This is a genomic window from Luteimonas sp. RIT-PG2_3 (assembly GCF_054902115.1).
Window position 1 is genome coordinate 519,869 of the sequence record NZ_JBUBPF010000001.1, and the last position, 25,260, is coordinate 545,128.

18 protein-coding genes are annotated in these 25,260 nt (G+C 68.4%); 12 read left to right on the plus strand and 6 right to left on the minus strand.

Annotated features, from left to right (window positions below):
• Positions 1–199: 199 nt before the first annotated feature.
• The 3 genes from ACYX7E_RS02200 to ACYX7E_RS02210 all read right to left on the minus strand — a co-directional run bounded on the left by ACYX7E_RS02200 (position 200) and on the right by ACYX7E_RS02210 (position 4,100).
• Positions 200–637 (minus strand): response regulator, encoded by a 438-nt coding sequence (locus tag ACYX7E_RS02200; protein ID WP_462078894.1) that lies wholly within the window; start codon positions 635–637, stop codon positions 200–202.
• Between the two features lie 9 nt (positions 638–646).
• Positions 647–1,819: a PAS domain-containing sensor histidine kinase gene (locus tag ACYX7E_RS02205; protein WP_462078895.1), complete on the minus strand. Its 1,173-nt coding sequence runs from the start codon at positions 1,817–1,819 to the stop codon at positions 647–649.
• Positions 1,820–2,036: 217 nt separating this feature from the next.
• Positions 2,037–4,100 carry a phytase gene (locus ACYX7E_RS02210; RefSeq protein WP_462078896.1) on the minus strand — a complete coding sequence of 688 codons (2,064 nt, stop codon included), beginning with the start codon at positions 4,098–4,100 and terminating at the stop codon, positions 2,037–2,039.
• A 330-nt stretch (positions 4,101–4,430) separates the two neighbouring features.
• On the opposite strand from ACYX7E_RS02210, the gene ACYX7E_RS02215 reads away from it, so the two are divergent.
• The 3 genes from ACYX7E_RS02215 to ACYX7E_RS02225 all read left to right on the plus strand — a co-directional run bounded on the left by ACYX7E_RS02215 (position 4,431) and on the right by ACYX7E_RS02225 (position 8,963).
• Positions 4,431–7,001 (plus strand): TonB-dependent receptor, encoded by a 2,571-nt coding sequence (locus ACYX7E_RS02215; protein WP_462078897.1) that lies wholly within the window; start codon positions 4,431–4,433, stop codon positions 6,999–7,001.
• A gap of 136 nt (positions 7,002–7,137) precedes the next feature.
• Positions 7,138–8,463 (plus strand): histidine-type phosphatase, encoded by a 1,326-nt coding sequence (locus ACYX7E_RS02220; RefSeq protein WP_462078898.1) that lies wholly within the window; start codon positions 7,138–7,140, stop codon positions 8,461–8,463.
• 137 nt (positions 8,464–8,600) lie between these two features.
• Entirely contained in the window at positions 8,601–8,963 is a 363-nt protein-coding gene (locus ACYX7E_RS02225; protein WP_462078899.1) for a VOC family protein, read from the plus strand.
• 84 nt (positions 8,964–9,047) lie between these two features.
• On the opposite strand, the gene iolG (ACYX7E_RS02230) is transcribed toward ACYX7E_RS02225, so the two are convergent.
• Together iolG (ACYX7E_RS02230) and iolG (ACYX7E_RS02235) are read right to left on the minus strand one after the other, a co-directional pair.
• Positions 9,048–10,025 (minus strand): inositol 2-dehydrogenase, encoded by a 978-nt coding sequence (gene iolG, locus ACYX7E_RS02230; protein ID WP_462078900.1) that lies wholly within the window; start codon positions 10,023–10,025, stop codon positions 9,048–9,050.
• A gap of 10 nt (positions 10,026–10,035) precedes the next feature.
• On the minus strand, positions 10,036–11,022 hold the full coding sequence (iolG, locus tag ACYX7E_RS02235; protein WP_462078901.1) for an inositol 2-dehydrogenase: 987 nt from the start codon (positions 11,020–11,022) through the stop codon (positions 10,036–10,038).
• Positions 11,023–11,208: 186 nt separating this feature from the next.
• On the opposite strand from iolG (ACYX7E_RS02235), the gene ACYX7E_RS02240 reads away from it, so the two are divergent.
• The 9 genes from ACYX7E_RS02240 (at position 11,209) to ACYX7E_RS02280 (ending at position 23,060) form a co-directional block, all read left to right on the plus strand.
• Positions 11,209–12,105, plus strand: a complete 897-nt coding sequence (locus ACYX7E_RS02240; RefSeq protein WP_462078902.1) for a MurR/RpiR family transcriptional regulator — start codon at positions 11,209–11,211, stop codon at positions 12,103–12,105.
• 214 nt (positions 12,106–12,319) lie between these two features.
• Positions 12,320–14,269, plus strand: a complete 1,950-nt coding sequence (locus ACYX7E_RS02245) for a bifunctional 5-dehydro-2-deoxygluconokinase/5-dehydro-2-deoxyphosphogluconate aldolase (protein ID WP_462078903.1) — start codon at positions 12,320–12,322, stop codon at positions 14,267–14,269.
• 1 nt (position 14,270) lies between these two features.
• A complete protein-coding gene (gene iolD / locus ACYX7E_RS02250) occupies positions 14,271–16,130 on the plus strand; it encodes a 3D-(3,5/4)-trihydroxycyclohexane-1,2-dione acylhydrolase (decyclizing) (protein WP_462078904.1) in 1,860 nt (619 codons plus the stop codon).
• Positions 16,127–17,032, plus strand: coding sequence for a myo-inosose-2 dehydratase (gene iolE, locus ACYX7E_RS02255; protein WP_462078905.1), 906 nt, complete (start codon positions 16,127–16,129; stop codon positions 17,030–17,032). Before iolD ends, iolE begins: the two co-directional genes overlap by 4 nt.
• Positions 17,032–17,838 carry a 5-deoxy-glucuronate isomerase gene (gene iolB / locus ACYX7E_RS02260; RefSeq protein WP_462078906.1) on the plus strand — a complete coding sequence of 269 codons (807 nt, stop codon included), beginning with the start codon at positions 17,032–17,034 and terminating at the stop codon, positions 17,836–17,838. Before iolE ends, iolB begins: the two co-directional genes overlap by 1 nt.
• A gap of 28 nt (positions 17,839–17,866) precedes the next feature.
• Positions 17,867–19,366: a CoA-acylating methylmalonate-semialdehyde dehydrogenase gene (locus tag ACYX7E_RS02265; RefSeq protein ID WP_462078907.1), complete on the plus strand. Its 1,500-nt coding sequence runs from the start codon at positions 17,867–17,869 to the stop codon at positions 19,364–19,366.
• A gap of 63 nt (positions 19,367–19,429) precedes the next feature.
• Positions 19,430–20,776 carry an MFS transporter gene (locus tag ACYX7E_RS02270; RefSeq protein ID WP_462078908.1) on the plus strand — a complete coding sequence of 449 codons (1,347 nt, stop codon included), beginning with the start codon at positions 19,430–19,432 and terminating at the stop codon, positions 20,774–20,776.
• 9 nt (positions 20,777–20,785) lie between these two features.
• Positions 20,786–21,586: an inositol monophosphatase family protein gene (locus ACYX7E_RS02275; RefSeq protein WP_462078909.1), complete on the plus strand. Its 801-nt coding sequence runs from the start codon at positions 20,786–20,788 to the stop codon at positions 21,584–21,586.
• Between the two features lie 10 nt (positions 21,587–21,596).
• Complete coding sequence (locus tag ACYX7E_RS02280; RefSeq protein ID WP_462078910.1) at positions 21,597–23,060, plus strand: alkaline phosphatase D family protein; 1,464 nt, start codon at positions 21,597–21,599, stop codon at positions 23,058–23,060.
• On the opposite strand, the gene ACYX7E_RS02285 is transcribed toward ACYX7E_RS02280, so the two are convergent.
• Positions 23,026–25,167 carry a TonB-dependent receptor plug domain-containing protein gene (locus ACYX7E_RS02285; protein WP_462078911.1) on the minus strand — a complete coding sequence of 714 codons (2,142 nt, stop codon included), beginning with the start codon at positions 25,165–25,167 and terminating at the stop codon, positions 23,026–23,028. The genes ACYX7E_RS02280 and ACYX7E_RS02285 overlap by 35 nt on opposite strands.
• Positions 25,168–25,260: the final 93 nt, after the last annotated feature.

Sequence of the window (25,260 nt, forward strand, 5' to 3'; positions counted from 1 at the left end):
GTTGCGGAGCAGGGCAGGCGGGGGCCTGGCAAGCGGGCGAACTGCAGACGGACAGCCGCCTGCCACCGACGGCCGCGGTCGGCGTGACGGCGCGTGGCCGGACGCAAGGGTGTCAACGGTGCCGCGGGAGACCACGTGGCCCCGGCGCGGAGGGCGTCGGGCGCCGCCCGCGATGGCGACGGCGCGGGCGGCCGCGGCCTCAGTCGGTGCGCGGGTGGTTCAGCACCAGCCAGTACAGGCCGATCTGCTTGACCACGGCGACGAACTGCTCGAAGTCGACCGGCTTCTGGATGTAGCTGTTGACGCCGAGCGCGTAGCTGGCCTCGACATCGAAGGGTTCATTGCTGGTGGTCAGCACGACGACCGGCAGCGCGCGGGTACGTTCGTCGGAGCGGATCGCCTGCAGCACTTCGCGGCCGTCGAGCTTGGGCAGGTTGAGGTCGAGCAGGACGATGGCCGGGTGGTCCTGGCCTTCGCGGTGGCTGTAGCGGCCGCGCGCGAACAGGTAATCCAGCGCTTCGGCGCCATCGCGGACCACGGACAGTTGGCGTTCGATGCCGGCTTCGGAAAAGGCGATGCGGGTGAGTTCCACATCGTCGGGATTGTCTTCCACCAACAGGATGTCTTGCTGAGTCATGTCATGCCTTCAAAGCGTGCCAGCCGGCAGATCCACGAAGAACGTGCTGCCGGCGTCGCGTTCGGACCGTGCCCAGACCTTGCCGCCGTGGCGTTCGGCGATGCGCTGGGCTACGGCGAGGCCGAGTCCATTGCCGCCGCCCTGCTCGGCGCTGTGCAGGCGCTGGAACGGTGCGAACATGCGGTCAGCATACCGATTGTCGAAGCCGATGCCATGGTCGCGGATCGCGAGGGCGAGTCGATCGCCCGCGCGTTCGCCGCTGACCTGGATGCGCACGCGCTCGCCGCTGGCCGAGAATTTCCATGCGTTGTGCATCAGCTTGGCCAGCAGTTGCTTCAGATAGTGTTCGTCGCCGATCACTTCGAGACCGGGCTCGACCTCGATCACTGCGTCGCGCGCGGGCTCGCCATCGCGCAGTTCGGCGCCAACCCATTCGGCCAGCATGCTGGCATCGACCGGCGCCATGTCGAACGCCTGCGTCGACGCGCGCGACAGTTCCAGCAGCGCATCGATCAGTCCACCCGCCGAGAGCGCGGCGGCCTGGATCCGCGCCAGCTGGGCCCGGCCATCCTCGTCCATGCGCTCGGCCTGGGTGCGTTGCAGATGGCGCGAGAATCCGGCGATCGCACGCAAGGGCGCGCGCAGGTCGTGCGAGATGCCGTAGCTCAGCAGGTCTAGTTGCTGGCGCAACGTCTCGATGGTCTGGGTGTCGGCGCTCTGTGTGTCGACGCTCCGGACGTCGTCGGTCTGCCTGCCAGCGCCGGACGCCGGCACTGCTGTCGACGCCTGCGCTGCCCAAGCGTTATCGCCGTGGGAGGCCTCGGCGTCGTATGGCTGCGCCTGCAGCAACCATTGCGGCTCGGTGCCCGCGATGCACGGCAGGGCCTGCCACTGCAATCGCAGCGCAGGGCGACCGTCGAGCCCGGCGGCGACCTCGAAGTGGCCTCGCGCGCCAGCGTCGGTCGCCAGTCGCTGCAGCACGTGTTCGAAGGCGTCGGCGCTGTCGGGAAACAACGCGGCATGCGCGCGGGTGCCGACCAGCGAATCGGCATCACGCCCCAGCAGCGCGCAGAACGCAGCATCGACCGCAAGCCAGCGACCGCGGCTCGACAGCACGGCGCTGCCTGTCGACGCCGGGGCGGCGACTTCGGGAACGGGGCGGTCGGTGAGGGCAAGCGACACGGGTGGGGCGGCGGCGGGCAGCCGTGGGAGCGACTGCGTAGTGTAAGCAAAGCCGGTGTCCACGCCGGGTGTAGGGTGCGCCGCCCGCTTGACGCGCATTCATGCCGCGCCCTCGTGTGCCGCGGATGGCGGCACCACGGGGGCGTTAGTCCGCAGTCACCCGGATGCCACGCCGGCTCGCCCCGCCATCAGAACGGGACGATCCGGCCGGACCGGCTCAGTCCTTGCGGACTTCCAGCCCGAGGGCACGCGCGATCGCGGCCCAGGGCACGTACTTGTAGTTCTGGTTCTCGACCGGCATCACGTTGCGGCCGTCCTGGGCGATCATCGCGCCGTGCTCGAAGCCCGGGCCGAGGTTGCGGCTGCTGACCTCGAGGCCGTCGGTCTCGGAGATGCCGTCGATGCCACGCTCGGGATCGGCGACGACCGCGAACGAGCCCAGGTACTCCTGCTTGCCCTCGCGGCGGTACACGGCGTAGGTGTCGTTGCCCTGGCTGGAGACCACCAGGTAGCCGCGGCCACCGCCGAGGTCGTACAGGCCGATGCCTTCGAGGTCGTCCTTGACGGCCGGATTGGCGTCGACGCGATCGACCGCGGTCTTGTCGTTGCCGCCATCGGCTTCGGCCGACATCCGCCACAATGCGACATCCTCCTCGTTGACATAGAGCGCGCCGGTCTCGTCGTCGGCGACGCAGCCCTCGGTCTGCGAATCGAACGTCATGTCGCGCACGTGCTGCGCACGCACCTTGCCGTTGCCGGCATCGACCAGCCGCCATTGCCGCTTGCGGGTGTCATCGCCGTTGATGAAGACGTAGGTGTCGCCGCTCGCCTTGCTGCGGTACATGCACAGGCCGTACGGATCGCCCAGGCCCGTGGGCTGTACGCCATCGGCGACGTTGACCAGCCGGCGCGCGACGGTATCGAGGCGGTAGATCGCGATCGACTTGTCGGTGCGGTTGCTGGCGGTCACCAGCACGACCTTGTCGCCGCCGAGCGCGAAGTCCTCGCGCAGGTCGACGTTGTTCATCTTGCCATCGGGCAGGAACTGCACGACCTTGCCCTGCATGTCGTACAGGTACAGGCCGGCCTTTTTGTCGGTCGCGATGACCAGGCTGCGCGCCGGGTCGGTCGGGTTGGCCCAGATCGCCGGGTCGTCGGCCGCGTCGCCATAACTGCCGGCGGGCACGGTCTCGACCGTCGCGGTGACCGCGGCCACGCGCTTGGCCGGCGCGGTGGTGGCGGCCGCGACCAGCGGCAGCTTCAACGCCGCGGCGACGTCGTGCATCGCCACCGCCTTGTAGTTGGCGCCGTCCTCGTCGGTGACCAGCAGGGCGCCGTGCGGGAAATCGCGCCCGAGCGCGCCGGCCGACGCGAACAGCGGCCCGGGCTCGCCGATCGCCTCTTCCGCGCCGGACGCGCCGACGGTGAAGGTCCCCAGGTAGGCATCGTCGTTGTCGCGGTCGTAGAGGTGCAGGCGACCGGCCGACGTATCCGACGCGATCAGCCAGCGGCTGCCGGCACCGCCTTCGTACAGGGCCAGGCCACCGGTCTCTTCACTGATATGGCCCAGCCGCGGCGCGTCGACGACGGTGGCGCCGGTATCGGCCTCGGGATCGGCATTGAAGCGCCAGATGCCGACCGCCTCTTCGGAGGCATAGACATGCCCGCTGGCGTCGGCGACGCATTGCTTCAGCGTCGACGGCAGGCTGATGCGGCGCACCTGGCGTGCATCGAGCTTGCCCTGCGCGGTCGGGAACAGGATCTGCTGGTCGACCTCGCCGCCGTCGCCGACGATGAAGGCATTCAGCGCGCCATCGAGGGGACTCTGGAACAGGCAGACGCCTTCACCCGCGAATCCCAGCGGCAGCGGACGTGCGCCGACTTCGGTCAGCTTGGCGCCGCTGAGGGTGAACAGCCGTAGGCTGTTGTCGGTGGTGTCGATGGCGGCCAGCACCGTCGCCTTGCGGTTGCCGATCGCGATGTCGTGGGCGACGTCGACCGAGGCGACTTCGCCGGCCGGCGTGCTGCCCAGGCGCTTGCCGGACAGGTCGTAGACCTCCAGCCCGCCAAGCGCGGCGGTGCCGACGATCAGGCTGTCGCCGGGACGGGCCGCGTTGCGCACGATCGCCGCACTGTTGACCTCGGCGCTGGCCGAGGGCTGGGTCTGGCGCCTGGCGTCGACGCGCGGCGCCTCGACAGGCGTGTCGGCCGCCATCACGTCGGCGGCCAGCGCCAGCGCCATCGACGACGCCAGGCCGGCTGCCAGCAGACCAGATGCCAACAGGCCCGGGACGCGCCGGCCGGAGACAAGGCGAGCCGATGTCCGTCGCGCCGATTCAATCCGAGCCACTTCAAGTCGAGCCATTTCAAGCCGAGCCGATACAAGCAAGCCGGATACGGGCCATGCCTTCATGTGCTTCTCCTCCCTATGGATGAATGCCGCCCTGTCATCGGGGACCAGCATAAGGGGCACGATCACACGCCCGATCCGGCTTTGCAAGAAAAATTCTAAATGTGTTGCATTTTGGAATGTTTGTTCGTAACCTCCGGTCAATCGCCCGCGCCCGGCCTTCGCCGAGTGGCGATCGACGTCCTCGGGAGGGACTAGACCATGCGGAAGATCCGTAAGAACGCGCTATCAGCCATCATCCTGGGCACGCTGGCGACGTCGCCGGCCTATGTGATGGCACAGGACGCTGCCAGCCCGTCCACACAGACCCCACGCGAGGTCACCGACCTCGACGGCGTGGTGGTCACCGGCCGCCGCGCCGCCGACCGTGCCGCGGTCGACGACAAACGCTTTGCCGACGGCCAGGTCGATTCGATCCGCTCCGACGACGTCGGCCGGTTGCCCGACCAGAACGTCGCCGAGGCCGTGCGCCGCCTGCCCGGCGTCACCAGCGTCAACGACCAGGGCGAAGGCCGCTACCTGACGGTGCGCGGCATCTCGCCGGACCTGCTCAACGTGACGCTCAACGGGCAGACCGCCGCCGCGCCGGAACCCGATGGGCGCCAGGTCAAGCTCGACGACATCCCGTCCTCGCTGATCGGCGCGGTCACGGTCTCCAAGACGCTGACCCCGGACCTCGACGCCAACGCGATCGCCGGCCAGGTCAACATTGAGACGCTGAGCGCCTTCGACCGCAACCGCACCTTCGGCACCGCGCGCGCGGCCTACGGCTACAGCGACATCAACGGCGAGCACCCGTTCGAGTACGACGGCTCGTTCGGCACGCTGTTCGGCCCGGAGAAGCAGTTCGGCGTGGTGCTGGCGATCAACCATTCCGATCGCAAACTGGGCACGCAGAACGTGCAGAACACCGGCGACTGGATCGAGGTGGACGACCAGATCGTCCCCGAAGGCATCGACTACCGCCAGTACAACACGCATCGCCAGCGCAGCGGCGCGGTCGCCAATTTCGAGTGGCGTCCCAACGACGACACCAAGGCCTTCCTGCGCCTGCTGTACTCGAAGTACGAGGATTCGGAAACGCGCGACCGCTTCGGCATCGAGTTCGACGAGGACGGCATCGCGCCGTCGTCGGCGACCGCCGGCACCTTCAGCGATGGCGAAGCCTTCCGCGCGCTGCGGACCCGCGAGGAGAACACCAGCTCGTTCACGGCGTCGACCGGCGGCGAGTTCAAGTTCGACGAGCGCAAGCTGACGCTCGAGGCGACCTACTCGCGCGCGACCAAGCGCGACCCGCATCGCGACGAGTGGGGTTTCGTGCAGGGCGACATCACCGGCAGCTACCTGCTGGGCGGCGACACCTACAGCGTCACGCCCGACGGCGAGTCGGCCTACGACGCCAGCCTGTACGAACCGGATTTCTACGAGCCCGAATCGCGGCGCGCGGTCGAAGACCTGTTCCAGGTCCGCGCCGACTACCTGATCCCGTTCGACGACGGCTCGGACCTGCAGTTCGGCGTCAAGTACACGCATCGCAAGAAAACCAACGACGCCAACGGCGAGGCCTGGGAATATGACGACGGCGACCTGGTGCTGGCCAACGTCGCCGGCGATCCGCTGGGCAGCATCTTCGGTGGCCGCTACCGCTTCGGGCCGACGATCAACAGCGGCCTGGCCAACGCCTACTTCAATGCCAACACCGGCGAGTTCGAGCAGGACGAGGACGGCACGCTGAGCGCGACGCTGGCCTCGGACTACCTGATCAAGGAAAAGATCGCCGCGGCCTACCTGATGACGCGGCTGCGCTTTGGCGCACTGACGATGATCCCCGGCGTGCGCGTGGAGCACACCAAGGGCGAGTACTCGGCCAACAGCTTCGAACTGGGCGAGTCCTCGCTGGACCAGGGCTTCAACACCTTCGGCAACCGCAGCTACATCGACTGGTTCCCGGGCATCAACTTCCGCTACGACGTCGGCGACAACCTGGTGTTCCGCGCCGCGGTCACACGTGCGATCGGCCGCCCGAACTACGAGTCGCTGGCGCCGTTCGTCGAGATCGAGGACGCGCAGGGCGACGAGCCCGCGGTGACGATGGGCAACCCGGCGCTGAAGCCGCTGTACTCGACCAACCTCGACCTGTCGGCCGAGTACTACGTCGGCAACCGCGGCGTGGTGGCAGCGGCACTGTTCATGAAGAAGATCAGGAACCCGATCTACGAAGTGACGCTGACCGGCCAGGACGGCACCTATGGCGGCCTGGCCCTGGTCAATGCCGAAGTCGGCACCTGGACCAATGCCAACGAGGCCACGGTCACCGGCCTGGAACTCAATGCGCAGTACGAACTGAGCTTCCTGCCGTCGCCGTTCGATGGCTTCAGCGTCAGCGGCAACATCACCTTCGTCGATTCCGAGGCCAGCGGCCTGCCCAACCGCACCGACGAGGTGCCGCTGATCAACCAGTCCGACCGCGTGGCCTCGGCGCAGCTGAGCTACGAGAAGTACGGGTTCTCGGCGCGCGTGGCCTACAGCTACCGCTCGGCGGCCCTCAGCGAAGCGCACGAGGAAGATCCGGAAGGCGACATCTACCTCGACGACTTCAAGCAGTGGGACATCAAGTTCGGATATGCCTTCAACCCGAAGGTGTCGGTGTTCCTGGAAGGCTCCAACCTCAACGATGCGGCGATGCGGACCTATGTCGGCTATCGCAACCGCCTTGGCGAGAAGGAGATCTACGGCTGGTCGGCCCGCATGGGCATCCAGATCTCGTTCTGATGCCGCTGCAGCCGTCGTGGGTCTGATCGCAGTCAACGCAAGGGCGGCCACCGGGTCGCCCTTGTCGTTTCTGTCCTTGTCTTTCCGGATCGTGTCGCGTCCGTCGTCACGTCCGCCTGCACGCCAGGAGCATGCAATGAAATCGAACGTCGCGTCCGTGCTGTGGTGGTCCGCCGCGCTGTCGGTCCTGGGGGCATGCAGCACGCATCCGTCCTCCATGACGGACGGCACCCCCACTCCCATCACCTCTGCCACGCCCGCAGCCACAACCTCCCCCCGGGGCACGGCCTCCACCGAAGGCCTGCGCCTGGAACGCGTGGTCATGCTGATGCGCCATGGCGTGCGTCCCCCGACCAAGGCACAGGTGGTGCCCGAGGGCATGCACGATCGCCCGTGGCCGACCTGGTCGGTCGGCTGGGGCGAGCTGACCCAGCGCGGCTACGACGCGGTGCGCCTGCTCGGCGCATGGGACCGTGGCCACTGGGTCGCGCAGGGCCTGCTGCCGGCGAACGGTTGCCCGGCCGCGACCGACATCGAAGTGGCCGCGAGCGCCAAGTCGCGCACGCAGGCGACCGCGCGCGCGCTGGTCGAAGGCCTGGCGCCCGGCTGCACGATCGCCATCGGTTTCCCCGGCCACGCCGACGACGACGTCGAGTTCCACCCGCTGGATGCCGGCGCGATGCCGATCGACGCCGACGAGGCCCTGCGCGCAGTGCAGGCGCTGGCGCCGCCGGGCGGCATGCCAGCGGAAGTGGCGGCGCATGCCGACGGCCTGGCCCTGCTGGACCGCGCGCTGGGATGCACCGGCGCGCGTGCGGACAGCGGTTGCCAGCTGGCCGACATGCCCGCGGCCCTGGTGCGCAACGAAGGCGATCGACCCGACATCGGCGATCCCTTCGGCTTCGCGTCCACCGTCAGCCAGACCTTCCTGCTGCAGTACCTCGAAGGCATGCCGATGTCGGACGTCGCCTGGGGCCGGCTGACGCGACAGCAGATCGAAGACCTGCTGGCCTTCCATTCGCTGAAGTTCTACTACGAGGGTCGCGCGCCGTATGTCGCCGCGCGCGCGGCGTCGCCGCTGGCGTCGCGGATGCTGCAGGCGATGCAATCCGGTCCACGGCTGACGGTGCTGGTCGGACACGACACCAACATCGCCGACCTCGGTGGTTTCCTCGACCTGCACTGGCAGGTGCCGAGCTACCCGCGCGACGATCCGCCCCCCGGCGGCGCGCTCGGCTTCGAGGTACTGGTCGATGCCCGCGGCCAGCGCATCGTGCGCGCGTTCTATCGCGCGCAGACGATGGACCAGGTGCGCGGGATGCAGACGCTGTCGGCGACGAATCCGCCGGCCTACCAGGTCCTGCCGATTCCCGGATGCGACGCGCCCTGCGCGCTGGAGACCTTCGCCACCCTCGTGCGCGCCAGGCTGGTCGCACCGTTGCCGCGCACGCCGCGCAGCTGAGAACCTGTTCACGCGCGTGCGGCGCGTGCGGCTGGCGTTGCTGCGGCGGTTGCGGTCCAATCGCCGATGTCATCGGGCTGATGTCATTCCATGCCGTCATCCCGCCGCAGTCGTCGCCACAGGCCCCGGAGCGCCCCATGTTCAAGAACCTGATCCCGAAGATCTTCTACGAGCGCCTCGAGGACGGACTGGCGTTCTTCGTCGACGGCCTGGGCTTCGAAGTCCTGTACCAGGATGCCAGCATCACCGTCATCGCCCGCGATGGCGCCAAGGCCTACCTGATGCAGAACACCGCGCTGGCCCGGCAGGATCGTCCCGAACTGGCGGTGGAGACCGACGACATCGATGCGATCTACGCCGAGATGTCGACGCGCGCGCCGCAGCTGCTGCATCCCAATGTCAGCCGCGTCACGCTGCGTCCGTGGGGCGCGCGGGAGTTCGCGATGCTCGACAGCACCACGGTCTGCGTGGTGTTCCGCGAGTGGCCGGCGGAGGTGTAAGCCCTGCGATAGATGTAGGAGCGGCTTCAGCCGCGGACCGCGGTGCCGGGACCGCGACCGCCCCGTCCCGACAAGCCCGCCGCCTCAGAGCCTGACCGGGCCGCCGCGCTGCAGCGACTCCGCGGCGGCTTCGGCCAGCGCGAGCGCGGCGACACCATCGACGTAGCCGACCGACGGCGCGGCGCCGTCGAGGATATCGGCGAAGTGGTCCATCTCGCGGCGATAGGCTTCGGCGTAGCGGTCGAGGAAGAAGTTCTGGAAACGGTCGGCGGCCGCGCCCTGTTCGCTCCAGACCTGCACCGTGCTTTCGGTGACGTTGTCGGCGCGGACCATGCCGCGCGAGGCATAGGCTTCGATGCGCTGGTCGTAGCCGAAGCCGGAACGGCGGCTGTTGGAGATCACGCACAGGCGCCCACTGGCGGTCTTGAGCAGGGTGCGTGCGGTGTCGACGTCGCCAAGCTTGCCGATCTCCGGATCGACCAGGCAGCTGCCGGCGGCGTAGACCTCGACGATGTCCTCACCCAACAGCCAGCGCGCCATGTCGAAGTCGTGGATCGCCATGTCCTTGAACAGGCCGCCCGACACCGCGACATACGACGGCGGCGGCGGCGACGGATCGTTGGAGGTGATCTGCAGGGTTTCCAGCGTGCCGATGTCGCCGCTGTCCAGGCGTGCCTTCAAGGCCTGGAAGTTGGGATCGAAGCGCCGGTTGAACGCCAGTAGCAGGCGCGCGTCGCCGAGCGCGTCGGCCGCGCTGCGCGCACGCGCCAGGCTCTGGTCGATGGGCTTCTCGCAGAAGATCGCCTTGCCGGCCGCGGCCGCGCGCAGGCTGTAGTCGAGGTGCGTATCGGTCGAGCTGGCGATGATGACGCCGGCGATCGAGGGATCGTCGATGGCCTGCTCCAGGCTCAGCACCGGGCAGGCGTACTCCTGCGCCAGTGACTGCGCCGAGGCGTCGATGGCGTCGATGACGCCGGCCAGCGCGAGGCGCGGATCGAAGGCGGCATTCCTGGCGTGGATGCGACCGATGCGGCCTGCGCCGACGAGTACGACCTTGTGCATGGTGGTTCCTTCAGAGATGGATGACGGTGCCGCTGCGCAGCGATGCCTCGCAGGCCTCGGCCAGCACCAGCGCGGCGACGCCATCGGCGTAACCCACCAGCGGTTCGGCCTGGCCGCACAGCACGTCGGCGAAGTGATGGATCTGGTCGCGGTAGCCGGCCTGGTAGCGCGACGCGAATCCGGGATGGATCGGCGCGCCGGCCACCAGGGTCTCGGTCAGCGTCTGCAGCGTGTCCTGCTGCACGTTGCCGGCGCTGAGCATGCCCGTCGCACCGAGGGCCTCGATGCGCTGGTCGTAGCCGTAGCCGCTGCGGCGCGTGTTGGAGATCACGCAGAGCCGTCCCGACGCGGTCTTCAGCACGGTGCGTGCGGTATCGACGTCGCCCAGGCGCCCGATCTCTGGATCGACCAGGCAACTGGCGGCCGTGTACACCGACACCGGCTCTTCGCCGAGCAGCCAGCGCGCCATGTCGAGGTCGTGGATCGTGAAGTCCTTGAACAGGCCGCCGCTGGTCGGGATGAAGCCCGGCGGCGGCGCGGCCGGATCGTGGTTGATCAGGTGCAGCGACTCCAGCGCGCCGACCGTGCCGGCATCGAGCTTGTGCTTGAGCGCCTTGAAGTGCGGGTCGAAGCGCCGGTTGAAGCCGAGCAGGAAGCGCGCGCCGTCGAAGCGCGATTGCGCCTGCCGGACCTTCTGCAGGTCGAGGTCGATGGGCTTCTCGCAGAACACCGCCTTGCCGGCTTCCACCGCCGCCAGCGCATGCGCCAGGTGCTGGTCGGTCGAGCTGCAGACCAGCACCCCGGCCACCGACGGATCTGCCAGCACCGCCTCCAGCGTCGCCGGCCGGGCGTCGAAGCGCCGGCACATGGCCTCGGCGGCCTCGGGCCGGGGGTCGACCACGGACTTCAGCCGCAGCCGCGGGTGCCGCGCCGCATTCGGGCCATGCACCTGCCCCATGCGGCCTGCGCCGATCAGCGCGACGTCGATTCGTTCCACGGTGCGTCCCCAGGGGCCAGCCGGCCCGGCGAATGGAAGTTATATTCTATTTTATACTGTAATAGAATTTCCAAGAAAATACTTTACATTCCAACTGGCGGCGGACATCGTCGCCCCCAACCTGCTGGCGCGTGGCCGCGACGGCGCGTCGCCAGCGGGTCCAACCCCACTTCAAGGAGCGGCTGCATGGCCGAATCGACTATCCCGCCGGCGAGCGCAGAGGAACTGCGCGCGGCGATCCTCGCCCGTTACGAGTCGCTGAGCAAACGCCTGCAGCAGATCGCCCGCTACGTGCTCGACGAGCCCAATGCGATGGCGCTCGAGACCCTGGCCGTGCTGGCCGAGCGCACCGGCGTGCAGCCCTCGGCGATCGTGCGCTTCGCCAAATCCTTCGGCTTCGACGGCGCGACCCAGATGCAGCGCCTGTTCCGCGACGGCCTGCTGTCGGGCACCGCGCCGCTGGGCTACGGCGAGCGCGTGCGCGAGTTCACCCAGAGCGTCGAGGGCAAGGCGATCGGCGACCCGGTGCGCGTGCTCGGCGAGTTTGTCGAGGGCAATGTGCTGGCGCTGCAGAACCTGGGCAAGATCGTTGGCGGCGAGGACCTGGCGCGCGCGGTCAAGCTGCTGTCGCAGGCCGAAACCGTCTATGTGGCGGGATTTCGCCGTTCGTTCCCGGTGGCCGCCTACCTGGCGTATTCGTTGCTGCAGGTCGACAAGCGCACGGTGTTCATCGACAGCCTGGGCGGCATGTCGCTGCAGCAGGTCCACGCGATCACCGAGCGCGACCTGTTGATCGCAGTCAGCTACCACCCGTATGCAGAGGAGGCCGTGCAGGTCGTCGACGCCGCGGTCGAGCGCGGCTGCAAGGTGCTGTCGATCAGCGACAGCCTGGTCAGCCCGGTCGCCAAGCCGGCCACCCTGGTCCTGCAGGTGCGCGAGGCCGAGATCCGCAAGTTCCGCTCGCTGTCGGCTTCGATGTGCCTGGCGCAAGCGCTGGTGATTTCCTACGCGTTCGCCGCCAGTCCGGCCGGCGCCCCGGCGCGCAAGACCGGCAGCGCGGCGCCGCGGCGGACGAAAAAATGAAACGCCTGCCAGCGTCCGGGCGATGACCGGCGCGCGCGCGGCGCCGGGCGGACGCGACCGCGCCGATCGGCACCCGCCGGCCTGTCCCGGCACGGGCAACGGAATGGAATGCCATCCAAGAAATGAAACATATGTTGCTTTGTTTTAGAATATGGAATATATGTTACATCCATTGGGACGAGTGGCGTCCACAACCGGCTGAGGAACGGCCTGCATGGCGGCGACCGAGCGACAACTTGATCTGATCACGATCGGCCGATCCTGCATCGATCTGTATGGCGAGCAGGTGGGGGGGCGGCTCGAGGACATGACCTCCTTCGCCAAGTACATCGGCGGCAGCCCCACCAATACCGCCGTCGGCGCCTCGCGCCTGGGCCTGCGCAGCGGCCTGCTGACCCGGGTCGGCGCCGACCATTTCGGCCGCTTCATCCGCGAGCAGCTGGTCCGCGAGGGCGTGTCCACGCAGGGCGTGCTGACCGACAGCGAACGGCTGACCGCGCTGGTGTTCCTCGGCATCCGCGACCCGGATACGTTCCCGCTGGTGTTCTACCGCGAGAACTGCGCCGACATGGCGCTCGACACCGGCGACGTCGATCCGGCCTTCATCGCTTCGGCCGGTGCGGTGCTGATCAACGGCACCCACCTGTCGCAACCCAATGTCTTCGACGCCACGCTGCGCGCCTGCACCATCGCGCGCGCCCATGGCGCACGGGTCGTGTTCGACATCGACTACCGCCCGGTGCTGTGGGGCCTGACCGGCAAGGACGCGGGCGAGAACCGCTTCGTCGCGCACGATGCGGTCACCGCGCGCCTGCAGGAAGTGTTGCCGCTGTGCGACCTGATCGTCGGCACCGAGGAAGAAGTGCACATCCTCGGCGGCAGCACCGACACCATCGCCGCACTGCGCGCGATCCGCGCGCGGACCCCCGCGCTGCTGGTCTGCAAGCGCGGCGCGCAGGGATGTTCCGCGTTTCCCGGATCCATTCCCGGCCACCTTGACGAGGGGGTGGTCGGGCGTGGGTTCAAGGTCGAGGTCTTCAACGTGCTGGGCGCCGGCGATGCCTTCATGGCCGGCTTCCTGCGCGGCTGGCTGCGCGACGCACCGCTGGAGACCAGTTGCGAGTACGGCAATGCCTGCGGCGCGATCGTGGTCTCGCGACACGGCTGCTCGCCGGCGATGCCGACCTGGGACGAGCTGCAGCTGTTCCTGCAGGACACGCCGCGCCCGTTCCGCCTGCGCGACGATGCCGAACTCGAACATGTGCACTGGGCCGGCACCCGCGTCGGCGACTGGCAGGAGCTGACCGTGCTGGCGATGGACCATCGCAGCCAGTTCGAGGCGATCTGCCAGGAGGTCGGCGCCGATCCCGCGCGCATCGTCGGCTTCAAGACGCTGGCCCTGAAAGCAGTCGACCGGCTGGCCCAGGGCGATCCGCGCTTCGGCGTGCTTCTGGACGGTCGCTTCGGCATGCGCGGCCTCGAAGCCGCGGCCAACCATCCGTACTGGATCGGCCGACCGATCGAACTGCCGGGCTCGTGCCCGCTGGAATTCGAAAGCTCGGCCGATGTCGCCACCGAGATCGCGACGTGGCCGGCCAACCATGTCATCAAGTGCCTGGCGTTCTATCACCCCGACGACGCGCAGCCGCTACGCGAGCGCCAGGAACGCCAGCTGCTGCGCCTGCAGGATGCCGCGCGCAAGACCCGGCACGAACTGCTGGTGGAGATCATCGCGTCCCGCAATGGCGCCATCGACGACCTGACGGTATCGCGGGTCATGCAACGGTTCTACGATCTGGGCATGAAACCCGACTGGTGGAAGCTCGAACCCAACGACAGCGCCGCGGCCTGGCGCCACATCGAACGCACGATCGCCAGCAACGACCCGCTGTGTCGCGGCGTCGTGCTGCTGGGCCTGTCGGCGCCGGAACATGAACTGATCGCCTCGTTCGAGGCCGCCGCGTCGACGCCGATCGTCAAGGGCTTCGCGGTCGGCCGCACGATCTTCGCCGATGCCGCCGCGAAGTGGCTGGCCGGCAGCATCGACGACGACACCGCGATCGCCGACCTGGCACGTCGCTTCGGCGTGCTCGTCGATGCCTGGCGTGCCGCCCGGCAGCGCGCCATCGCCAGCACCGTCGCCAACACCAGCGAGGTGGCCTGAGATGGCGACGCTGCGATTGACCGCCGCGCAGGCCATGGTCAGCTGGCTGGCGATGCAGGACGTGCTGGTCGATGGCCAGCGGGTGCCATATTTCGCCGGCGTCTGGGCGATCTTCGGCCATGGCAATGTCGCCGGCCTCGGTGAAGCGCTGCACGCCGCGCGCGATGCGATCCCGACCTGGCGCGCGCATAACGAGCAGGGCATGGCGCATGCCGCGATCGCGTATGCCAAGCAGATGCGCCGGCAACGCGCGATGATCGTCACCACGTCGATCGGACCGGGCGCGACCAACCTGGTGACCGCGGCCGCGCTGGCCCACGTCAACCGCTTGCCGGTGCTGCTGGTGCCCGGCGACGTCTATGCCAGCCGCCGGCCCGACCCGGTGCTGCAGCAGCTCGAGGATTTCAACGACGGCACGGTGTCGGCCAACGACTGCTTCAAGCCGGTGTCGCGCTACTTTGACCGCATCATGCGTCCCGAGCAATTGCTGGACGCGTTGCCGAAGGCGCTGGCGACCCTGCTCGATCCGGCCAGTTGCGGGCCGGTCACGCTGGCGTTCTGCCAGGACGTGCAGGCCGAAGCCTTCGACTATCCCGCAGATTTCTTCGAACGCCGGTTGTGGAAGATCCGTCGCCCGCCCGCCGATGCCGATGAGCTCGACGCGCTGGTCGGCGCGGTCCGCGCATCGAAGCGTCCGCTGATCGTGGCCGGCGGCGGCGTGCGCTACAGCCGTGCCGAAGCCGCGCTGGCCACGCTGGCCGACGCCACCGGGATCGCAGTCGCGGAAACCCAGGCCGGCAAGGGCGTGCTGTCGTGGCGCGATCCGCAGGCGCTCGGCGCCATCGGCGTGACCGGTTCTTCGGCAGCCAACCGCGCCGCGCAGGAGGCCGACCTGATCATCGGCATCGGCACGCGGCTGCAGGATTTCACCACCGGTTCGCACAGCCTGTTCCCTCGCCAGGACGACGCCGGGCAGGCGCTGTTCCAGGTCAACGTGCAGGCCTTCGATGCCGGCAAGCAGGGGGCCCGTTCCGTGGTCGGCGACGCGCGCAGCGTCATCGAAGCGCTCGGCGACCGCCTGCGGGACTGGCACGTGGACGCCGGCACGCAGGCGGGCGATCGCGAAGCGCTCGCGCACTGGCACCAGGCCGTCGACGCCGCGACCGCGGGCGACGACGGCCAGCGCCTGCCCAGCGATGCCCAGGTCATCGGCGCGGTGCAGCGCGGCGTCGGCGACGATGCCGTCGTGGTCTGCGCGGCCGGCGGCCTGCCCGGCGAACTGCACAAGCTGTGGCGCACGGCGACGCCGGGCGGCTATCACGTCGAATACGGCTACTCGTGCATGGGCTACGAGATTGCCGGGGGCCTCGGCGTCAAGATGGCCGAGCCCGATCGCGACGTCGTGGTCATGGTCGGCGATGGCAGCTACCTGATGATGAACTCCGAGCTGGCGACGTCGGTGATGCTGGGCCACAAACTGATCGTCGTGCTGCTCGACAACCGCGGCTACGGCTGCATCAACCGCCTGCAGCAGGCGACCGGCAGCCCGGGCTTCAACAACCTGCTGGCCGATACGCTGCACCAGACCCTGCCCGACATCGACTTCGCCGCGCATGCGCGCAGCCTGGGGGCGCTGTCCGAACACGTCAGCACGCTCGGCGAGCTGTCCGCGGCGCTGGCGCGCGCGCGTGCCGCCGAGCGCTCCTATGTCGTGGTCATCGATACCGATCCATTGAAGACCACCGAAGCCGGCGGCTGGTGGTGGGACGTCGCCGTCCCCGAAGTCTCCGACCGCCCCCAAGTCAACGACGCACGTCGCGCCTATGAAAACGGCGTGCGCAGCAAGCGAGATCTCTCATGACGTCACCGGCCAACACCATCCGCTTCGGCGTCAGCCCCATCGCCTGGGCCAACGACGACATGCCCGAGCTCGGCGGCGATACGCCGCTGGAGAGCATCCTGGCCGACATCCACGAGGTCGGCTTCGAAGGCGTCGAACTGGGCGGCAAGTTCCCGCGCGACGCCGCGACGCTGGCGCCGCTGCTGCAACGCCATGGCATCGACCTGATTGGCGGCTGGTACAGCGGCTCGCTGCTGGTGCAGGATGCCGAGGCCGAGATCGCCGCGCTCCAGCCGCACCTGCAACTGCTCAAGGCCGTCGGCAGTGATGTGTTCGTGTTCGCCGAGACCAGCAATGCCGTGCACGGCAACCGCAGCGTACCGCTGTCGGCCACGCCGCGCCTGGGTGCCGATGACTGGAAGACCTTCGGCGCGCGCCTGACCGCAGTCGCCGACTACCTGCAGGCGCAGGGCTTCCGCTTCGCCTACCACCACCACCTCGGCACGGTGGTCGAGACCGCCGACGACATGACGGCGTTCTTCGCCCACACCGGACCCTCGGTCGGGCTGACGCTGGACACCGGGCATGCCGCGCTCGGCGGCGTGGACTATCTCGACATCATCGCCCGCCATCCCGATCGCGTCGCCCACGTGCACTGCAAGGACGTGCGCTGGGACACGCATGCGCGCGTCAAGCGCGAGGGCGCGAGCTTCCTCGACGGCGTGCTTGCCGGCATGTTCACCGTGCCCGGCGACGGCGGGCTCGACTACGCCAGGGTCATGCAGGCGCTGAAGGCGATGGATTACTCGGGCTGGATCGTCATCGAGGCAGAACAGGATCCGAAGCTGGCCGATCCACGCACGTATGCCGCGCTCGGTCTGAAGACGCTGAAGGACGAAGCCGCCAGGGCGGGGCTCTGCTGATGTCACAGCTGCGCGTGCGTCCGCATGCCCCCGATGCCAGCGGTGCGGTGCTCGAGATCACGCCGCAGAGCGCGGGCTGGCAGCATGTCGGCTTCAAGGTCGTGCGCCTGCAGGCGGGGCAGTCGTTCGCAGACGCAGATGCGCAGCGCGAAACCTGCCTGGTGCTGGTCACCGGCAGCGCCGATGTGCAGGTCGGCGAGCAACGCTTCGCAGGCCTGGGTGGACGCGCGACGCCGTTCGAGGACAAGGCGCCGGGCGCCGTCTACGTGCCGGCCGGCCAGGCCTACCGTGTCGAGGCCACCAGCGCGCTCGAACTCGCGGTCTGCACCGCCCCCGGCAACAGCGGCGGCCGCGCGCGCGCGATCGGCGAGGCCAGCATGTCGCGCGAAGTGCGCGGCAAGGACACCAACACGCGCTACGTGCGCAACATCCTCCCGGAAACCGAAACCGCCGACAGCCTGCTGGTCGTCGAGGTGGTGACGCCGGGCGGGCACTGGTCGAGCTATCCGCCGCACAAGCACGACACCGCATCGCCGGCGCAGGAAACCGTGCTCGAGGAAACCTACTACCACCGCCTGCAGCCGCCGCAGGGCTTCGCGATCCAGCGCGTCTACACCGACGACCGCAGCCTCGACGAGACCGTCTCGGTCGAGGACGGCGACGTGGTCATGGTGCCGCGCGGCTACCACCCGGTCGGCGCGCCGCATGGCTACGACCTGTACTACCTCAACGTCATGGCCGGCCCGGAACGCCGCTGGGTGTTCCGCAACGATCCTGCACACGACTGGATCGTGCGCAAGCCCTGACGTCCCCACACCAGCAGGACACATCGCAATGCGTGCAATCGAACATTTCATCGGCGGGCAGTCGGTCGCCGGCACCTCGGGACGGCATGGCGAGGTCTTCGACCCCAACCGGGGCGGCGTGCAGGCGCGCGTCTCGCTGGCGTCCAGCGCCGAGCTCGACCATGCGGTCGCCAATGCCGCGATCGCGCAGAAGGAATGGGCCCATGTCAATCCGCAGCGGCGCGCGCGCGTGATGTTCGAGTTCAAGCGCCTGCTCGAACTGCACATGGACGACCTCGCCCGGCTGCTGTCGTCCGAACACGGCAAGGTGGTGTCCGATGCCAAGGGCGACCTGCAACGCGGACTGGAAGTCATCGAATTCGCCTGCGGCATCCCGCACCTGCTGAAGGGCGAATACACCCAGGGCGCCGGCCCGGGCATCGACGTCTATTCGGCGCGCCAGCCGCTGGGCGTCGTCGCCGGCATCACCCCGTTCAACTTTCCCGCGATGATCCCGATGTGGATGTTCGGTCCGGCGATCGCCTGCGGCAACGCCTTCATCCTCAAGCCCTCCGAACGCGATCCCTCGGTGCCGGTGCGGCTGGCCGAACTGATGATCGAGGCCGGCCTGCCGCCGGGCGTGCTGAACGTCGTGCATGGCGACAAGGACACCGTCGAGGCGATCCTGCGCCACCCGACGATCAAGGCGGTCAGCTTCGTGGGCTCATCGGACATCGCGCAATCGGTCTACGCCGTCGGCGCACAGCACGGCAAGCGCGTGCAGGCGATGGGCGGCGCGAAGAACCACGGCATCGTGCTCGCCGACGCCGACCTCGACCAGACCGTCGCCGACCTGATCGGCGCCGCCTACGGGTCGGCCGGCGAGCGCTGCATGGCGTTGCCGGTGGTCGTGCCGGTCGGCCAGGCCACCGCCGACGCGCTGCGCGAGAAGCTGGTCGTCGCCATCCAGGGCCTGCGCATCGGGCCGTCCTCCGACCCGCAGGCGCATTACGGCCCGGTCATCAACGCCGCGCATCGCAGCCGCATCGAGGCCTACCTGCAGCTCGGCGTCGACGAAGGCGCGGAGCTGGTGCTCGATGGCCGCGGGTTCTCGCTGCCGGGCCACGAAGAAGGCTTCTTCCTCGGCCCGAGCCTGTTCGACCACGTCACCGCCGACATGAAGACCTACCACGAAGAGATCTTCGGCCCGGTGCTGCAGATCGTGCGCGCCGAGACCTTCGATGACGCGCTGGCGCTGGCGTCCCGTCACCAGTACGGCAACGGCGTCGCCATCTTCACCCGCAACGGCGATGCCGCGCGCGAGTTCGCCGATCGCGTCGAGGTCGGCATGGTCGGCATCAACGTGCCGATCCCGGTGCCCGTCGCGTACCACAGCTTCGGCGGCTGGAAGCGTTCCGGCTTCGGTGACCTCAACCAGTACGGCATGGACGGCGTGCGCTTCTACACGCGGACCAAGACCATCACCCAGCGCTGGCCGAAGGGCGGTCCGGTGTCCGACCAGAGTTTCGTCATCCCGACGATGCGCTGAACACAGGCAGGGCGGTTGAGCGGACCCGAGCTTTACAGACGTGATCGTTCCGGGGAGGGACACATGGCCGGTGGCATCCTGAAGTTCTTCTCGACCGGCGCCGACGCGCCGGAGCTGGCCGATCGCGCACGCATCGACAGCCTGTTCAAGCGCCATCGCTTCCGCGTGATGCTGGCGATCACGCTCGGCTACGGGCTGATCTATACCTGCCGGCTGGCCCTGGGCGTGGTCAAGAAGCCCCTGATCGACGCCGGCATCTATTCGCCCAGCGACCTCGGACTGATCGGTTCGGCGCTGTTCTACACCTATGCGATCGGCAAGCTGACCAACGGCTTCCTGGCCGACCACGCCAACATGAAGCGCTTCCTGGCGTTCGCGTTCCTGGCCACCGCCGCCTGCAACCTGCTGATGGGATTCACCACCGCGCTGTGGGCCGCGGTGATGCTGTGGGGATTGAACGGCTGGTTCCAGAGTTTCGGCGCGCCCGGCGGTGTGGTGGCGATGACCAACTGGTTCTCCAATCGCGAACGCGGGCGTGCCTATGGCGTCTGGAGCACCGCGCATTCAATCGGCGAAGGGCTGACCTTCCTCGCCGTCGGCACGGCGGTGGCGATGTTCGGCTGGCGCTGGGGCTTCTGGGGACCGGGCCTGATCGGCATCGTCACCGCGATCGGCTGCTACCTGCTGATCCAGGACCGACCGCGCACGATGGGGCTGCCCACCGTCAACGACTGGAAGGACGACCACTACGGCGAGGCCGCAAAACCCGTCGCTCGATCGGTGCTGGCGCTGCAGGTGTCGATCCTGAAGATCCCGGCGATCTGGGTGTTGTGCCTGGCCAGCGCGCTGACCTACGTGACCCGCTATGCGATCAACTCCTGGGGCGTGCTGTACCTGCAGGAGGCGCGCGGCTTCTCGCTGCCGGCGGCCGGCACGCTGCTGATGATCAGCACACTGGCGGGCATCGTCGGCGCGATCGCGTTCGGCATGGTCTCCGACAAAGTCTTCGGCGGCCGCCGGCCACCGGCCAACCTGCTGTTCGGCGTGCTTGAGCTGGTCGGCCTCGGGCTGATCTTCTTCGGCCCCACCCAGATGCCGGTGCTGGTCGCCGGCATGCTGCTGTTCGGCATGGGCATGACCGGCCTGGTGACGTCGCTGGGCGGCTTGTTCGCGGTCGACATCGCGCCCAAGCGCGTGGCCGGTGCGGCGATGGGCGTCATCGGCATCTTCAGCTATATCGGCGCGGGCATCCAGGAACAGGTGTCCGGGCTGCTGATCGAGCGCGGCATGCGCCTGGTCGGCGACGTCCGCCACTACGACTTCGACACGGTGATCTGGTTCTGGATCGGCTGTTCCGTGCTCGCCACCGTGCTCGCCACCAGCCTGTGGCGGACCACCTTGAGAGATTGAGGAGACAACGTGCTCGAACCTTCGCGTGACCTGCTGGCGATGATCGAGGCCGCGCAAGCGGCCGGTCGCGGACTGCAGCAGCATTTCGCCCGCCTGTCCGAGCTGGGCATCCGCGCCAAGAGCGGACCGGCCGACATGGTGTCGATCGCCGACGAGGAAGCCGAGCGCACCACGCGCGACATCCTCGCCGCAGCCCAACCCGGATACGGCTTCCTCGGCGAGGAAGGCGGTGCGTTCTCGGGCAGCGACGGCGCGCAGACCTGGATCGTCGATCCGCTCGACGGCACCACCAACTTCCTGTTCGGTTCGCCGCTGTGGGGCGTCAACGTGGCGCTGGCGCGTGCCGGCGAGGTCGTCGCCGGCGTGACCTACCTGCCGATGCTCGACGAGCTGTACATCGCCGAGCAGGGCAAGGGCTGCTGGCTCAACGGGCAGCGCATCCACGTGTCGACGCGCGCGACGCTGATCGAGTGCGTGCTGGCCTGCGGCATCCCGTTCGCCGGCAAGCCCGACCATCCGGTGTTCGCGCGCGAGATGGCGCTGCTGAGCGCGGATGTCGCCGGCATCCGCCGCACCGGCGCCTGCGCGGTCGACATGGCCTGGGTCGCCGCCGGCCGCTGGGATGCCTATTGGGAGCGCGCGCTCAACGCCTGGGACATGGCGCCGGGCATCATCCTGGTGCGCGAGGCCGGTGGCGTCGCGACGTCGGTCGATGGCGGCGCCCTCGACCTGCATGGCCAGAACGTCTGCGTCTCCAACGGCGCCGTGCAGGCGGCACTGATCGCGCGGCTCAATGCCGCGCGCGATTGAGGGCGCGCCGATGAGCACGCCCCGCCGTCGTTTCCTCAAAGGCTCGGCCCTGGCCACGCTGCTGTCGGCGATGCCGACCAGCTGGGCCGCGGTGCTGGGGTATCCGCGCGCCCTGCAGGGGCCGATGATCGGCGCCCCCGGCCCGCATCATTTCACGGTCTGGGTGCGTGCCAGCGGCGCGTTCGACGTGGCGCTGGAGTATTCCACTGATCGCGACTTCGGCACCGTGCTGCAGGGATCACGCGCGGTCGCACGCGCCGAAGACGATTGCTGCGTCGTGCTGCGTGCCGAAGGCCTGCAGGCGGACACGCCGTACTGGTACCGGCTGCGCTATGCCGGCGAGACCGATCGCCACCAGCCGCTACCGCATCGCACGCGCACCGCGCCTGCAGGCCCCGCCGATTTCCGCATCGCGTTTGGCTCGTGCTGCCGCCAGCAGTTCGACCCCGAACAGCGGATCTGGACGGCGGTGCGCGCGCTCGAGCCCGACATGTTCTTCTGGCTGGGCGACAACATCTATGCCGACAGCGACCAGCCGGCGGCATTGACCGACCTGTATGGTCGCGGCCGCAGCGTCGAGCGGCTGGAACCTTTCCTGCGCAGCACGCCGCAGCTGGCGACCTGGGACGATCACGATTTCGGCTACAACGATTCCGACGGCCGCAGTCCGTACAAGGCGCAGTCGCTGAAGGTCTTCCGCAACTTCTGGGCCAACCCGGGCTACGGCGAGGCCGGAAATCCCGGCGTCTATTTCAAGCAGCACTACGGCGGCGTCGACTTCTTCGTGCTCGACGGCCGCTACCACCGCGACCCGACCCGGCAGGTCGACAATGCCGACAAGAGCATGCTCGGCGCCGCGCAGAAGGCCTGGCTCAAGCGCGAACTCAAGGCCAGCACCACGCCGTTCAAGGTCCTGGCCATCGGCGGCGGCTGGTCGTGCGCCGAGAACGAGAACGGCGGCGACTCCTGGGGCGTCTACCTGACCGAGCGCAACGAGATCTTCGACTTCATCCGCGACCAAGACATCGCCGGCGTCGTCTGCATCTCGGGCGATTCGCACATGGGCGAGCTCAACTGCATTCCGCGTTCGGAGCAGGGCGGTTACGACATCTACGACTTCTGCTCCTCGCCGCTGGCACAGATGCCGGCGAACAAGAACATCCGCCAGGTCCCCGAAGTACGCGTGCGCGATACCTGGACACGCTCGGTCAATGTCGGTCTGATGCGCTTCGACCTGACCGGCGAAACGCCGGTGCTGACCTACACACTGCACGACGTGCTGGGCGAGTCGGTCTGGGATCCGCTGGTGCTGACGCCCGCCGACCTGCGCAATGGCGTGCGCAGTTGGGACAGCAAGTCCGACCCGAAGGAACTCAAGCGGCTGGAACGCTTCAAGCAAGGGGGCGGCTACTACGGCTACGACGCGCCGGAAGGCTGGCCTAGCCGCCCATACTACGACGGAAGGTCAGACTGAAATATCCGGGCGTCACGCGGCGACGCTGCTCGATCTCGCGGCCCGCGTAGTCGACGCGCGTGCCGTCGTAGCGGTCGCGGGTCTCCTCGAAATCGCGACCGAACAGGTCGGTGGCTTCCGCGCGCACGCGCCAGTGGTGGCCGAAGCGGCGTTCGGCGAACAGCGTCCAGCCGGCGTCCTCGGACTTGCGCTTGACCTCGTCGTAGCGGTACTCGGTCTTGCGCTCGCCGATGTGTTCGAGCTGCAGTCCCCAGTTGAAGCGCCACGCCGGCACGTCCTGGCTCAGCTCGATCGAGGCCTCGACCGGCTTCTCGCCGGAGATGCCGCGACGCTGCTGGGTGATCGGATCGACGACGCTGCTGTCGCGCCACAGGATCGCGCTGCGCAACTGCGCGCCGCTGAAGCCGAAGCGATCCAGCGGCGCAGCCAGTTCGAAGGTCAGCGTGTCGCGGCGGCCGTCGCCGATGTTGCCGGGCGCATCGAAGACATCGTTGGCCGTAGTCACCAGCACGCGATCCATGACGTCGCTGATGCGGTCGTGGGTCCAGCTGATGGTGAACGCGGCATCGGTCCAGAAGTGCCGTTCCCAGGCCGCGACCATGCGCCAGGTCTTGTCCGGTTCGAGTTCGGCATTGCCGGCGCTGACCTGGCCGCCATCGAGCGACGCCGACGCAACGAAGTCCGCGAAATCCAGCTGTCCGACTTCGCGCGACAGTGTCAGCCGGAACTGATTGTGTTCGTTGGCATCCCAGCGCAGCGCGATGCGCGGCTTGGGATAGGTGAACACCCGTTCGAGCGGCGTGTCGCCGGTCTGCGAGATGCTGGAATGCTCGATGCGCAGGCTGCTTTCCAGCATCCACGCGTCCGACAGCGACCAGCTGAAGCCGCCGGCCAGTTCGACGCGCTGCTCTTCGATGCGCACATCCGATCCGGGAAGCGCGACCGGGCTGCCGTTCTCGACCAGCGCCGCATTGCTTTCGAGGAAGTTGAACGCGCCTTCCAGCGAACCCGCGAACGACAGCCGTTCCGACCAGGCATGCGTCAGGTCGGCACGCGCGATGCTTTCGCCGGTCCGGGTCTTCTCCTCGAAGCTCTCCTCGTCGTCGCCTTCCACCGAGCGCTCCACTTCGTCGAGCCAGCCCATGCGCTGCGAGCCCATCAACTCCAGCGTGGATTGCGCGCCGAACGGGCGCACGAAACGCGCACCGATCTCGGCCTCGTTGGAATCCTCGTCCTCGGCCACGCGTTCGTCGTCGCTGCCGGGCAGCAAGGCCGAGATCCGCGTGTCGGTACGATCGCGTTCGCCGCGCGCGGCCGCGGTCAAGGTGAGTTGGCCCCCCGCCAGCGGCTGCCGCCAACTCGCGCTGGCCTCGCCGCTGTTCTTGACGGTCCGCGTGTTCAACTTGGCCGATTCCAGCAAGGCGCCATTGGGGTCGAAGGTGCGGATCGAGCCCTGGCCGCTGTCGTCGTCGAGATAGGGCTCGTACTTCAACGCCAGATCCAAGGCACGCCCGTCCCAGCGGCGTCCGTACTCGACCTGACCCAGCGGTGCCAGCCAGCCATCGGTGGACGCAAGCGCGCCGCCCTCCATCGCCGCCTCGGTGATCGCATCGCGTCGGCGCACGATGTTGGCCAGCAGCGCGAAGCCGCCCATGTCGATGCCGGGCGTGCCACTGCGGATCAGTTCGATGCGTTCGACGGCGGCCGCGGGTATGCGCTTGAGCAGGTCGGCGATGTCCTCCCGCTTGCTGGACGGGCGCGCGCCGTCGATCAGCACATTGCCCTGCGCGGCCGCATAGCCACGCACGTCGGCATCGGCCTGCACGATGCTGAAGCCGGGCACGCGCTGCAGCATGTCGTAGGCGTTGGCCGGAGACGTCGCCGCGAAGTAGTCGGCGGTGTAGACGTTTCCGGCGGGTGCATTGGGGACAGGCGCAGAGGCAGGCGGTACCTGCGTGACAGGAACGTCCAAGGGGATGGGCGAGCGCGCAGTGTCCTGCGCGGAGGCCGTCGACATCGCCGACAGGCAGGCCACCAGCGCAGTCGATATCAGCGAACTCCTGGGCTGTATCGTCTTGCGCTCGCGCTGCATGGTCTTGCTCGGCATGATCGGTGAAGTCCCCTTGAAGTCAGTGCTCAGGCTAGACTGGCCTGGCTGATAGCAAGGCAGCGATCGGTGTCAGGCAGATGTCAGCGCGAC